The organism is Microbacterium sp. BR1 (assembly GCF_002812725.1).
Taxonomy (GTDB): Bacteria; Actinomycetota; Actinomycetes; order Actinomycetales; family Microbacteriaceae; genus Microbacterium.
This window is the reverse complement of the sequence record NZ_NMUN01000004.1, coordinates 592,240-604,976: the sequence shown is the minus strand read 5'-3', so window position 1 is coordinate 604,976 and position 12,737 is coordinate 592,240. Positions and strand designations below refer to the sequence as shown.

General features: G+C 65.2%; 13 protein-coding genes. 6 read left to right on the top strand and 7 right to left on the bottom strand.

Annotated elements, in window-relative coordinates; all coding sequences use genetic code 11:
* The first annotated feature begins 62 nt into the window (after nt 1–62).
* Nucleotides 63–1,187, top strand: coding sequence for a DNA cytosine methyltransferase (locus tag CGU35_RS07055; RefSeq protein ID WP_229745258.1), 1,125 nt, complete (start codon nt 63–65; stop codon nt 1,185–1,187).
* 7 nt (nt 1,188–1,194) lie between these two features.
* Here the strand turns inward: CGU35_RS07055 and CGU35_RS07050 are convergent, their stop codons facing one another.
* Nucleotides 1,195–1,530: a hypothetical protein gene (locus CGU35_RS07050; RefSeq protein ID WP_146048015.1), complete on the bottom strand. Its 336-nt coding sequence runs from the start codon at nt 1,528–1,530 to the stop codon at nt 1,195–1,197.
* 111 nt (nt 1,531–1,641) lie between these two features.
* On the opposite strand from CGU35_RS07050, the gene cmtR reads away from it, so the two are divergent.
* The 4 genes from cmtR to CGU35_RS07030 all read left to right on the top strand — a co-directional run bounded on the left by cmtR (nt 1,642) and on the right by CGU35_RS07030 (nt 5,153).
* On the top strand, nt 1,642–2,001 hold the full coding sequence (gene cmtR / locus CGU35_RS07045) for a Cd(II)/Pb(II)-sensing metalloregulatory transcriptional regulator CmtR (protein ID WP_026926287.1): 360 nt from the start codon (nt 1,642–1,644) through the stop codon (nt 1,999–2,001).
* Nucleotides 1,998–3,902: a heavy metal translocating P-type ATPase gene (locus CGU35_RS07040; protein ID WP_100810823.1), complete on the top strand. Its 1,905-nt coding sequence runs from the start codon at nt 1,998–2,000 to the stop codon at nt 3,900–3,902. The genes cmtR and CGU35_RS07040 overlap by 4 nt, the downstream gene beginning before the upstream one ends.
* The gene (locus CGU35_RS07035) at nt 3,899–4,474 is read left to right on the top strand and encodes a signal peptidase II (protein ID WP_100810822.1); all 576 of its coding nucleotides are present in this window, start codon (nt 3,899–3,901) and stop codon (nt 4,472–4,474) included. The genes CGU35_RS07040 and CGU35_RS07035 overlap by 4 nt, the downstream gene beginning before the upstream one ends.
* A gap of 76 nt (nt 4,475–4,550) precedes the next feature.
* On the top strand, nt 4,551–5,153 hold the full coding sequence (locus CGU35_RS07030; protein ID WP_100810821.1) for a cadmium resistance transporter: 603 nt from the start codon (nt 4,551–4,553) through the stop codon (nt 5,151–5,153).
* A 222-nt stretch (nt 5,154–5,375) separates the two neighbouring features.
* Here the strand turns inward: CGU35_RS07030 and merA are convergent, their stop codons facing one another.
* Nucleotides 5,376–6,698, bottom strand: coding sequence for a mercury(II) reductase (gene merA / locus CGU35_RS07025; RefSeq protein WP_236021854.1), 1,323 nt, complete (start codon nt 6,696–6,698; stop codon nt 5,376–5,378).
* A gap of 152 nt (nt 6,699–6,850) precedes the next feature.
* On the opposite strand from merA, the gene CGU35_RS07020 reads away from it, so the two are divergent.
* Nucleotides 6,851–7,240: a heavy metal-responsive transcriptional regulator gene (locus tag CGU35_RS07020; protein ID WP_100811336.1), complete on the top strand. Its 390-nt coding sequence runs from the start codon at nt 6,851–6,853 to the stop codon at nt 7,238–7,240.
* Between the two features lie 289 nt (nt 7,241–7,529).
* Here the strand turns inward: CGU35_RS07020 and CGU35_RS07010 are convergent, their stop codons facing one another.
* From CGU35_RS07010 to CGU35_RS06995, 5 genes are read right to left on the bottom strand one after another with little or no spacing between them, the layout of a single operon-like run.
* Complete coding sequence (locus tag CGU35_RS07010; protein WP_100810819.1) at nt 7,530–10,100, bottom strand: DEAD/DEAH box helicase family protein; 2,571 nt, start codon at nt 10,098–10,100, stop codon at nt 7,530–7,532.
* The gene (locus tag CGU35_RS07005; RefSeq protein ID WP_442923036.1) at nt 10,093–10,986 is read right to left on the bottom strand and encodes an Eco57I restriction-modification methylase domain-containing protein; all 894 of its coding nucleotides are present in this window, start codon (nt 10,984–10,986) and stop codon (nt 10,093–10,095) included. The genes CGU35_RS07010 and CGU35_RS07005 overlap by 8 nt, the downstream gene beginning before the upstream one ends.
* Entirely contained in the window at nt 10,983–11,768 is a 786-nt protein-coding gene (locus tag CGU35_RS18705) for an Eco57I restriction-modification methylase domain-containing protein (RefSeq protein WP_269800320.1), read from the bottom strand. Before CGU35_RS18705 ends, CGU35_RS07005 begins: the two co-directional genes overlap by 4 nt.
* Nucleotides 11,765–12,409, bottom strand: coding sequence for an N-6 DNA methylase (locus CGU35_RS07000; protein WP_013601291.1), 645 nt, complete (start codon nt 12,407–12,409; stop codon nt 11,765–11,767). The genes CGU35_RS18705 and CGU35_RS07000 overlap by 4 nt, the downstream gene beginning before the upstream one ends.
* Nucleotides 12,406–12,666, bottom strand: coding sequence for a helix-turn-helix domain-containing protein (locus tag CGU35_RS06995; protein ID WP_013601292.1), 261 nt, complete (start codon nt 12,664–12,666; stop codon nt 12,406–12,408). Before CGU35_RS06995 ends, CGU35_RS07000 begins: the two co-directional genes overlap by 4 nt.
* Nucleotides 12,667–12,737: the final 71 nt, after the last annotated feature.

Here is a 12,737-nt window from a genome sequence, read left to right as displayed (position 1 = left end):
GCGTGCCGGAGTTGTGCACCTGACAGTTGGCCAGCTCGGCATCAGTGCTCAACGAGGCACGGATGCCGGGGACGACCTTCACCGGAGCAGACTTTATGCACGACCTCGACATCAGCGGCGAACCACGACTCAGGATCGGGTCGCTGTTCAGCGGCTACGGCGGCCTCGACCTCGCCGTCGAGCACGTATTCAACGCCACGACCGTGTGGTTCTCCGAACTCAACGCGCCCGTCGCCCGCGTCTTCTCGCACCACTGGCCCGAAGCTCCGAATCTTGGCGACATCACGGCCATCGACTGGAGTCAGGTCGAGCCCGTGGACATCCTCATCGGCGGATTCCCGTGCCAAGACGTTTCCACGGTAGGCAAGCGCGCCGGCCTTGCTCCGGGTACGCGCTCGGGTCTCTGGGCGCACATGGCCGTAGCCATCGACGCGCTCCAGCCCGAATGGGTCGTCATCGAGAACGTCCGCGGGCTGCTGTCCTCACCCGCGACGCGGCCATCCGCAGAAGGAGATAACCATGACCGACGCAACCCAGGCGATGCATCCCCCGACGGCGCAACCCTTCGCAACGTGGAACCCGACCCGTGGCATCTGGGAGACTACGCAACTCGACCTCTTCGGGCTCTCGGCGCCGTTCTCGGCGATCTGGCCGACTTGCGGCTGGATGCAGGATGGATCGGCTTACCGGCTTCCCTTGTCGGCGCTCCTCACCAACGCTTCCGCATCTTCGCCCTCGCCCGGCGCACTGTTCCGCACCCCGCTGGCGACGGACTCATCGCGCGGTGGAGAGACTCTCGACCAGGTGCGAGCGAGACGAGGGACGATTGCGCTGTCGCACCAGATCATCGACTTCGCCCTCCACGGACCGGGTGGCTCATCGAACAGGAGAGCCGAATCGGAGACGCTGTGGTCGCTGATCGACGGACTGTTCAGCGATGGGGACGCTACGCCGACGCCATCACTCGTTGGGAACACATCACCGGGCGACCCGCGCAAGCGCCAGCCCTCCTGAACGACGCCGACGGCCCCCGCCCAGCACCGGCATTCGTCGAATGGCTCATGGGCCTGCCGACTGGATGGGTCACCGATAGCGGCGACCTGACGCAGAATCAACAGATCACCGCCCTCGGCAACGGAGTGCTACCCCTCCAGGCTGTGTCCGCGCTGTCACTGCTCGCCGCGTGAACATGGGCTACGCGAGAGCGGCGTCCTCCGGTGCTCCCGGTGTCGTTCCCAGAGCGGCGAGCAGGCGGACCCGGACTCGCTGCTTGCGCTGCTCGAAGAACGAGGTGAAGTCGGCCAAGTCGAGCGGAAGGCCGTCGAGGTCGTCCTCGGCAAGGTACGTAGCTCGCTTGTTCTCGCTCGGGAAGGCGGTGTCCATCCACTCCGCAGGCAGTCCATCCTGCTTCTCGATGTTGGCGGCCCCACCCAGCAACTGAAGGTTCGGCAGCAGGCATGCGGCGGCCAAGTAGTCGTCGACCTTAATCGAGCGGGACGCCGGCACCGAGGAACGGGACATATTCTCCACGACGGATCTTCGAGCACTTCGCCACGCTCGCTGGTAGGGAGCTGTCAACTGACTCGCCGCTCGTGAGGACACCTGGCGCCGAATATACATCGTACAGTGTATAGTCATCGTATGCTGACTATTTCCGATCGACTCGACGTGATGAACCGGCTCGGCCGAGCTATGGCCGACCCGACCCGCTCCCGCATTCTGCTGACCCTGCTGGCCGGGCCGAGCTACCCGGCGGTGCTGTCCCGCGAGCTGGGGTTGTCGCGCTCGAACGTGTCGAACCATCTGACATGCCTGCGCGGGTGCGGGATCGTGGTGGCCGAGCCCGAGGGCCGACAGACCCGCTACGAGGTGGCAGACCCGCACCTGGCCCGCGCGCTGACGGCGCTGGTGGATGTCACGCTTGCGGTCGACGAGAGCGTGCCGTGCATGGACCCGGACTGCGGGGTCGAGGGTTGCCAGGCGGGGGAGGTGCGGGCGTGAGCGCGGTCACAGGTTCGCAGGTCGAGCACGTCGACCTCGACGACCACGATGATGACGATGACCGGCCGTGGTATCGGAGCCCGAGCGTTCTGATCCCGATCGCCTCCGGCGTCGCGTTCGCCGCCGGCCTGGTGTGCGAGTGGACCGGCGCGGAGACCGCGGGCCTGGTGCTGTTCTGGATCGGCCTGCTGCTGGGCGCTTACACGTTCGTGCCGGGCGCGCTGCGCAAGCTGTTCACCAAGGGCAAGTTCGGCATCGGGCTGCTGATGACGATCAGCGCGACCGGCGCGGTGATCCTCGGCTACGTCGAGGAGGCCGCCGCGCTGGCATTCCTGTACTCCATTGCGGAGGCGCTGGAGGACAAGGCGATGGACCGCGCCCGCGCAGGGTTGCGGGCGCTGTTGAAGCTCGTGCCCGACACCGCACTCGTCAAGCGCGGCGACGCCACCGCCGAGGTCGAGGCGAAGGAGCTGCGCGTCGGGGATGTCCTGGTGGTCCGGCCGGGCGAACGGATCGCCACCGACGGCACCGTGCGGGCCGGGCGAAGCAGCCTGGACACGTCCGCGATCACGGGTGAATCGATCCCGGTCGAGGTCGAACCGGGCACCGACGTCTCGGCCGGGTCAATCAACACCACCGGCGTGCTCGAGGTCGAGGCCACCGCCGCCGGCACCGACAACTCGCTCACCACCATCGTGGAGCTGGTCGAGCAGGCGCAGGCCGAGAAGGGCGACCGTGCCCGCCTGGCCGACCGGATCGCCCGCCCGCTGGTGCCCGGCGTGATGATCCTCGCCGTGCTGGTCGGCGTGCTTGGGTCGCTGTTGAGCGGCGACCCTGAGCTGTGGATCACCCGCGCTCTGGTGGTGCTGGTCGCAGCCTCGCCGTGCGCGCTGGCGATCGCCGTCCCGGTCACCGTTGTTTCCGCGATCGGCGCGGCGTCGAAGTTCGGTGTGGTCGTGAAGTCCGGGGCCGCGTTCGAGCGGTTCGGCGGCATCCGCCACCTCGCCGTCGACAAGACCGGCACGCTGACCCGCAACGAGCCCACGGTGACCCGCGTCGTCACCACCGGCGCGACCGAGAATGAGGTGCTGGCGTGGGCGGCGAGCCTGGAAGGTCACAGCACGCACCCGCTGGCCGCCGCGATCACGAAGGCCGTCCCCGACGCCCCGACCGCGCACGACGTCACCGAGACCGCCGGGCGCGGCATCACCGGCACGCTCGGTAGTGCCCGTCTCGCCGTCGGTAGCCCCCGCTGGCTGGATGCCGGATCACTGGCCGACCAGGTGCGGGCGATGGAGTCCGAGGGGATGACCGTCGTCATCGTGCACCGAGGCGACCAGCCGGCCGGGGCGATCGGGGTGCGTGACGAACTGCGCCCAGAGGTTCCCGAGGTCATCGCCACGCTGAACCGCCGCGGGATCGGGGTGACGATGCTCACCGGCGACAACGCCCGCACCGCCGCAGCGCTGGCCGACCAGGCCGGCATCAGGGACGTGCGCGCCGAGCTGCGCCCCGAGGACAAGGCCACCGCCGTCGCGAAGTTGTCGAAGTCTCAGCCCACTGCCATGATCGGGGACGGCATCAACGACGCTCCCGCGCTGGCGGCCGCGGATGTGGGGATCGCTATGGGAGCCAAGGGCGCCGATGCTGCGATCGAGTCGGCCGACGTCGCGTTCACCGGCCACGACCTGCGCCTCATCCCACAGGCCCTCGCCCACGCCCGCCGCGGCCGCAACATCATCAACCAGAACGTCGTGTTGTCGATCGCGATCATCGTGGCGCTGCTGCCGCTCGCGATCACCGGAGTCCTCGGGCTCGCCGCGGTCGTGCTTGTACACGAGGTCGCTGAAGTCGTCGTCATCCTCAACGGGCTCCGCGCGGCGCGGCGCACGAAGGCATGACCGATCCCCTTGACGGCTCCGCTCCCTCCCCGGGAAAAGCGGATGCCGTGGAAGCGAGTTCTGCCGGCCCGGCGGCGGCGCGCGTCCGGCTCCGCTGGTTCCTGCTCGCGTGCGCCGTCGCCGCCGGCGCGGTGCTGATCGACCAAGGCAGCAAGGCACTCGCCCTCGCTCAGCTCAGCTCAGCGAGGATGACCGCAATCCCGCTCTTGGGAGACTGGCTCGGCTTACAGCTCGCGTTCAACCCCGGCACCGTCATGTCCTTAGGGTCCGATTCAACGTGGCTGCTCACCGTCATCGCGACCGCGGCGTCCATCGCCCTGCTCATCGCCGCCGCGCGCGCTCCATCGGCCGGGTGGGCGGTCGCGATCGGCCTGGTGTGGGGCGGCGCAGTCGGCAACCTCCTGGACCGGCTGTTCGCCCCTCCCGGATTCGGCCGCGGTCATGTCACCGACTTCCTCGCCTACGGCAACCTGTTCATCGGCAACCTTGCCGACGTCATCCTCGGTTTCGGCGTCGCCCTGGGCGTACTGCTTTACCTCCGAGGCCCAAACCACACCAGGAACGGACAATGATGGTCGCAGAGTATCAACGGCACGCGGCTGCCGGAACCGCTGGGCCGCCAGGCGGCTGTAACGCGGCGGTGGGCGCATGATCCTGTCCTCCGTCCTGCAGGCGATCGGCCTATTCATCGCCACGAACATCGATGACATCATCGTGCTCTCCTTGTTCTTCGCCCGAGGCGCGGGCCGGCGCGGGACCACCGCCCGAATCCTGGTCGGACAGTACCTCGGGTTCGCTGGCATCCTGGGCGCTTCCGTGCTGGTGACGCTCGGGGCGGGAGCGTTCCTGCCGCCGGAGGTCATCCCCTACTTCGGACTCATTCCGCTGGGGTTGGGACTTTGGGCTGCGTGGCAAGCCTGGCGCAACCGCGGTGCCGACGATGACGATGAGGCAAAGGTCGAGGGCAAGAAGGTTGGGGTGTGGACGGTGGCCGGGGTGACCTTCGCCAACGGCGGGGACAACATCGGCGTCTACGTCCCGGTCTTCCTCAGCGTGGGCCCAGCGGCCGTGGTGGCGTACTGCATCGTGTTCCTCGCCCTGGTCGCCGCCCTCGTCGGCCTGGGCAAGTTCGTCGCCACCCGCCGACCGATCGCCGAACTCCTGGAACGCTGGGAACACATCCTGTTCCCGATCGTGCTCATCGGCCTGGGCATCTTCATCCTCGTCAGTGGTGGTGCCTTCGGCCTCTGAACTCGTAGCCGACTGCGTAGATGGCAGCGTGCTGTGGTTGCTACCTGGCGGCTGAGTGTCCCGGTGCGCTCCGCGTGTGAGCGGCCCAGACGACGTGCTCGGCGCCGCTGCCTCAACTGAGCCCACGCTGACCGCGTAGGCGTCGATCACGCGGTCGGTGCCGGTGTTGAAGGCGTCGCGGATATCACTTGGATCACCACATCGCTGGGCCCGGCTCTTGTGTCAGGCGCAGCAGGAGGTGGGGAGTTCGTTGCGGAAGAGGTTCGCGGTGAGGCGGATGCCTTCGGCCATGGTGAGGTAGGGGGCCCAGGTGTCGGCGAGTTGGGTGACGGTGAATCCGGCGGTGATGGCGTAGGTTGCGGCGAGCATCATCTCCCCAGCGGTGTCGGCGAGGGCGTGGATACCGAGGACTTTGCCGGTGTCGGCGTCGGCGACGACCTTGATGCCGCCGCGTGTGTCGTGGTTGGCGATGGCCCTGGGCACGTCGGAAAGTCGTAGGAATCGGCAGGCGCACCGGTATCCGGCGGCGATGGCGCTGGCTTCGGTGATCCCGGCGGAGGCCAGTTGGGGTGAGGTGAACAGCACAGACGGCAACCCGGTGTAGTCGACTCGCTCGTCGTGACCCAGGGCGTTGTGCGCGGCGATCTTCCCAGTCCTCGCGGCGACGTACACGTACTGGGGCACGTCAGTGACGTCACCGGCGGCGAACACAGCCGGGTTCGTGGTCCGCTGCTGCTCGTCTACGATGACGAAGCCGCGCTCGTCGGTCGCGATACCCGCAGCAGGAAGGTTGAGCCCTTCGGTGCGCGGGGTGCGACCGGTGGCAACGAGGACACGTTCACCGGTCGCGTCCTTCCCGTTGCGGGTCGTCACCTGGACCAGGCCCTCGTGCTGGGTGATCGTGGCTGCGCGGTCGCCGATGACGCTGATCCCCTCGGCCAGGAAGGCCTTGCGGAGCTCGGATGACAGTTCCGGTTCGGCGTGCGGGGCGAGCCGACCGATGACGGTGACCTCTACTCCGAGCCGGGCGAACAGCTGCGCCTGTTCCAGGCCGACGAAGCCACCGCCGATCACCACGAGCGACGCGGGCAGTTCCGTCAGTTCCATCGCTGTGGTCGACGTGAGGTAATCAACCTGCTCAAGCCCAGGGATTGCCGGCACGTGCGGCTCGGCGCCGGTGGCGACGAGATACGACTTCGCGCGCACCGGTCGTCCATCCACGAGCAGGGTTCCCGCGTCTGTGAACGTTGCAGTGCCCGGGAGGATGTCAAACCCGTAGGCAGCGGCGATGTCGGCGTACTTGGTCTGGCGGAGCATCCCAACCAGATCATCCTTCTGCTCGATGAGCGCGCTGAGATCGACCATCCCAGCAGAGCTGGGGGCGCCTGAGAACGGGTTCGTGAGGGCGGAGTGCCGGGTGTGCGCGGCCGCGAGAAGCGTCTTGGACGGCACACAACCCACGTTCACGCAGGTACCGCCGAGGGTTCCCGATTCGATGGCGACCACGCTGGCCCCCTCGAGGCGCGCGTGGATCGCTGCGGACATCGCCGCCCCGCCCGTCCCGATCACCACGAGATCAACCTCTGTGTGCTGTGTCACGATGCCTCCTCAAGTTCGAACCGGCCACTCATGCGGCCACTCCTGAAAGAATGGACCTTAAAGTATGCTTGAAGGTCAAGTCGGTGGCGGAGGTGACGATGCGGATCGGAGAACTCGCGGGGAAGGCGAAGACGAGGGCGTCCACGCTGCGGTATTACGAGGAGCGCGGGCTGCTCCAACCTCCGGAGCGTACCCCGGCCGGGTACCGCAACTACGGCGACGAGGCGGTGCAGCGGCTCGAGTTCATCGACCGGGCCCGCGCAGCAGGGGTCACCCTCGCGCAAACCGCCGAGATCCTCGAAGTACGTGACGCGGGCGGGTCGCCGTGCGGTCATGTTCGAGACCTCCTCGACCGGCGACTGGTCGAGATCGACGAGCAGCTTGAGCATCTCCGCCTGCTCCGTACCAGCGTCGCCGAGCTCCGCGCGAACGCAGCACAGACGTCGCCGGAGGCCTGCACACCCGAGTCGATCTGCCGGTACCTCTGACCAATCGGCTGAAGGGTCTTGCTGCCCGGAGGGAACCGTTGTCTTGTCCGCGTAAGGTTGTCGCGCTCGTGGTAGTTCGTCAGGAACTCGTAGAACGTGTACGACTGCGCGGTCTCGGGCTTGAAGTTCCAGAGCAGGAAGGAGCCGACAGGGTATCCGTGCTTCAGACAAATTCACGATGGATAGCTGGCATCAGATACTCGCGCTTGTGGATGGCGGTGAGCATCTCCTCGATGCTGCGCCGGGTCTGGAAGGACATGCGGCTCTCTCGATACGGGCTGACGGGTGGTCAGACTACGGTCTCGTCGTTGACGGCGACGACGGTGTCGTAGAGGCCGTAGCGACGCAGGCCCTTGTGGGACTCGATGCCGGTGTAGGACAAGGAGGAGTCCTCGTAGCGGCGGAAGGCGAAGACGGCCTGGTTCATATGGGTGGCGTTAAAGACGCCGAGATTCACGAGGAGGTGGAAGTCCTCGACGGTCAGTCCGGTGACGGTGCGGAACAGGCCGGGTTCGAGCTTGGTGATGACGTCGGTAAGAGTGTTCTCACGGAAGTCGGTCAGGTACATGAATGCAGGGATGCGGGTGGCGAACTTGACCAGCTTCTCCTGAATCTGCTTCCGCTTGGACTTGTACTCCTTCTCCTCCGCCGTCAGCTCCTTCTTCTCCGCCGGAGTGATGTCCTCGCCCTTCTCCTTCTTCACCTTCTTCACGGCGTCACTCTTGTTCACGACGGTCTCGAAGATGTCGTTGCCGAGTGCACGGAAACCCTCGATGTTCATGACGGCGTTGAGGGCGTCGGGGCTGTTCATGATCTTGCGCAGGGTTTCGTTGTCGACGTTGACGAGGATCGCGGACTCCCACTTGCGGGCCAGGAGGGTCGCGGAGGTGCCCGACATGGCGATATCGAGGATGCCGCCGGCATCGACCTGGGTCATGTTCGACCCGTCGTAGGCCAACACGGGCAGGAACTTCACGAGTTCCTCTACGGCTTGCTCGGGGTTCGGCGTCTCCGGTGAGAGGCCCGCGCCGTAGTCGGCGATCTGACGCAGCGCGCGGGTCGGCGCGAAGTCGAACACGAAGCACACCGGCTTGAGGACGGCTTCGGCGCTTGGGTTGTCGCCGTCGGGGTTCTTGATCGACCACGGTGACTGCACACGGAAGGCTGCCTGGAAGTAGGTCTCGGGTGAGTTGAGGTTGCGCAACATCAGGATCGAGGACCACTGCTTGACGGTGACGCCCGTGGTGAGCTTGCCGCACGACAGGGTGATCGTCTTCGTGTCGTGGCCGTCGCCGATCGCCGCCCGCACTGGCGGGAGAGCATCCAGCCCGATGCCCGCGCCGGGACCCGCGACGACGAGGACCTTGTAGTCGTGCCAGAACACGTTCTGCTTCTCCGCGAGCAGGTTCGACATTGCCTCGCAGGCAGCAACGTTGGGCAGGAACCAGAACGAGTGCTGAAGGTACGGCAGGAGTCGGACATCGGAGTACGGGAATGGCGGGCGGGTGCCCATTCGCATCGCGTCGACCTGGGTGGGCAGGTGAGCGCCGCGGACGAGATCGAGCCACTTCTGCACGTCGGTCTTGCGGGTGAACTCGGCGTCCTTGCCGGCGCCCTTTGCCTCGAAGAACTCGTTGAGGTCGAACTCGTCGAACTCTCCCTGATTCGCAACGGCAATCAACTCGTCAGGCATCTGGTACGTGAACAGACGCATCTCCGGGAGTGCCCCGTACGGGTTCCAGGCGTCCGGTTGCGCGACGGCGTACTCGGCCTTGGCGCGCTGCTCATCGGTGTAGGTCCAGTTGAAGATTTGCTCCTCGATAAACTCACCGGTTGCCAGCGCCTTGAATGGCGTGCCCGACAGGTACAGGTAGGCGCGGGTGGTGATCGGCAGGAAGTCGTCCTCGTCGTTGCCGAGTTCGTCAAGCTCCTCGTCGAAAGCCACGAGGCCGTCGTTGTACTCCGCGGCCAGTTCCTTCTGCTTGACTTTCTCGTCCTCGCCCTCGAACAGCTCCTTGGCGGACTCTCGCCACGCACCGAAGTGGTATTCATCGAAGATGACGAGGTCCCAGTTGGTGGTGTGGACCCACTCGTTCTTCGCCTTGATGAGGCCGGTCTTCCGATCTCGCCCGAGTAGGTCCTGGAACGAACCGAAGTAGACCAGTGGCCGAGTCTTGTCCGCCTCATCTGGGTTGCCCCCGGCGGCCGAGGAGAGGTACTGCCAGCCGTCGAAGTCGGCGTGAGACTCCAGGTCGGTCTGCCAGGCGTCCTCCACTGCGGGCTTGAAGGTGACCACGAGGATGCGTTTGGCGCCGAGCCGCTTCGCGAGTTGGTAGGAGGCGAAGGTCTTCCCGAAGCGCATCTTGGCGTTCCACAGGAACCGTGGCACCGCGTGAGAGTCCTCGGCCCAGATGGACTCGTAGTAGCCCTCGGCCTTGTCCACGGCGCTGGCTTGCTCCGGGCGCATCGGAAACTTCTCATGATGGGTTCCACTGAGCTTCACGCCTGTGCGAAGCTCAGTGATCGCCGTGCGCACATCGTCTGGGGTGCACCGCATCCACTCTCGCGCTGAGCCGAAGATCGGGTTCTCGAAGCCCTTGTCGATCAGCCGTTGGCGCACATCTGAGTCGCGAAACACCGTCCCGTCGCCTCGTTCGGCGAGCTCATCAACGTGCAGCGTGTATGCCTGTTGCATCTGCCCCTGAGACTCGCGGATGCGCGCGTTCACATCCGCCTTCGTCGTCTGTCCCACCTTGAGAAGGCCCGCGTAGCCGACTGGTGGATCGTTCGGCGACCACGCATAGATACGCAGTCGTGCCTCGGGCTTCTCCGGGAGAAGCTGATCGATGTCTCTACTCATCGCCGTCCTCATCGGAACCAGGCACGTCGTTGCTCGGACGCTCGGCGATCAACGACTCTATGAATGAAACCTGCTCACTATCGATGTCGTAGCGCTCATAGAGGTCACGATCAGTCCAGACTCGATCCATCGAGAGCCTTGGGACAAACAGGTAGGAGTCGCGAGTGATGTTCTGGGTGATCTTGCGAAGCGAGACGAGGAATCGAACGAAGCGCGTCCGCATGTAGATGGCCAGATTCCGAGCCTCTGTTTCGGAGTCCACAACCCCGATCACGAGGTAGGTCTCGGTACACGCGGTACCTGGGCCGGCCACGACCGGTTCGCCCAGAATCGTAACGTCATCGCGGCCACTCGTTCCGTGGGCCTTGACCAATAAGACCTTCCACTTGTCGACCCATTCGACGTTGCTCGTAATCGCAGATCGCTCCATGTACGACTCAGTCTGGTTTCCATACACCAGGACTGGATCATTCAACCCGACCGGAGTCGCCTTGCCCCTTTGGTTCGTCAGCCCAAATGGCTTCCTGGCAGACACCACATCGCCGAGGAGAGGCTCCGACTCTCCGTCAACTCTGTGCGCCCTCACCTTGTCCAGAATCCGCACGCCCTCGTTGCGACGCACGAGCACGTCATAGGCGTCAAGCATCCGAAGTGCGGGTACGCCGATAGCCTCGTCTCCGATCTTGGTGGTGACCTCGCACGGTCCCTCATGGTCTCGACTCCACAACCAGTACGACACGCCGCCTCGAATCTTCACGCCAGGAAAGACGTCGTACAGCTGCGGATAGTCGATGAGTTTCGCAAAGCGGTGGTCGGCGAGCATCCGATCCCGGAAATCGTCCAGACCCTTCCCGCCCGAGAACCATCGCGACGGGGTGATCATCACGGCATAGCGAGGGTCGAGCGCGAGTGCCTTCTCGACGAAGAGATTGTAGATGGGCGTGGCCGACGCGCCGCCACCACCGCCTCCATCCCCAACTGATAGGGCGGGTTGCCGATGATGACGTCGAACTGCATGTTGTCTCCGAACAGCTCGGCGATCCGAGCTCTGATGTCGTCGGTATGGATGAATGCGTAGGCGTGAGTTTCCAAGTCGTCACCGCGTGCGTAGCTGCCTTCGCTAGCACCGCAGTAGGTGCACTTGCGGTTGGTATAGACGGCGATCTCTTCGCGCGTAAGCGGATCAACCCGAAACTCGCGTTTGCCACCGCCCCAGGCGTGGTCCGTGCGATCGAACCAGATGTTGCCGTCCTCGGTCGTGAACGACCTGGCGATCGAGTGCGGGCCGTTGGCGAACTTCGAGCAATAGACACTCCGGCGAGCCAGCAGTGCAGTGAGCTGTGTGATCCCGATGCCGAAAACCTGACGGGTGAGGATGTGATCGACGCGCTGGGCGAGGTCAGGGAACGTCAGGATCAGTCCGTCGGTGAGGCGGCGAGTGATCTCGCGAAGGAAGACCCCCGACTTGGTGAAAGGATCGAGGAACGTGACATCGGGGTTGGTCCAGATGTCGGCGCCGTCGTTGGCGTCTGCCCACGCGGCGGCAAGCGTGTCGAGCATCTGGTTCGCGAACTCCGGCGGGGTGAAGACCTCATCGTTGGAGAGGTTCGCGATGCACGTCAACACATCCGGGTTGTGCCCTCGGATGGTGAAAGGTGCAAGGGTCACGCGGCGGCCTCGGCGATCTGACTGACGGTCATCGTCGGGTAAGTCTGCGCGGGGACGAACAGGTCCTCGTCATCGAGCTCGCCGAATAGGGTTCCCTCGTACGAGGCGCGCTGAGTGAGGTCGTCGTAGCGAAAGTCGCGCCTCTGGAACTTGCCTTTGCCGAGGTAGCCCCACTCAGGAAAGGTGATCGGCTGGCCGCTTGGCACGGTCATGGTCAAGGCATCGCCCTGGACGATGTTCACGGCGAGAACCGCGCGGGCCGCTCGCGCCCACTGGTCATCGTTGCCGATACCCAAGAATGTGTTGAACACCTCGGCGAGATTGTGGCGGCACTCTTCGGCGTTGTCTGCGAGAAGTTCGATACCGTAGGTGCACATGAGCGCGAACAATGCGTAGTGGCGCTTCTCGAACTCGCTCTTGCCGTGCCGAAGCTCGACCGTGGCGAGCTTGCGAGCCAGGACGGGGATGAGGAAGTTGCCCGAGCCGCAGGCGGGTTCGAGTACGCGGGAGTCGATCCGCTCAGACTCGTGCTTAACGAGGTCGAGCATGTCCTCGACCATCCACGCCGGCGTGAACACCTCGCCGTGGTCCGCAACGCGTTGCTTGGACTTCACCAAGCGCTGGGCGTCTTTCAGGTTCATCTTCCCCCCTCCCCGTGCTCGTCGTTGTCATGAGCGTAGGAGCGTCCACCGACACCGGGATGGGCTACGTGGAGCTCTTGGTCACTGGCCGCCGCACCCGCGCGCACCCAGTCGTCTATCTCGCTGGCTTGGAACTTCCAGAGGCGTCCGACCTTGTGGGCGGGCATGGCCTTCTCGGCGATCCAGGTGTAGACGGTGTCCTTGGTGACCCCGAGGTGGGCGGCGATGTCGTCTGCGGACAGCCACGGCTCAGCCACGTTGGTCCTCCCTCGCTCAATGGCCCAGGCAGGCCAACACCCACGATGATACCGGCTGAGGTACGGCTTGA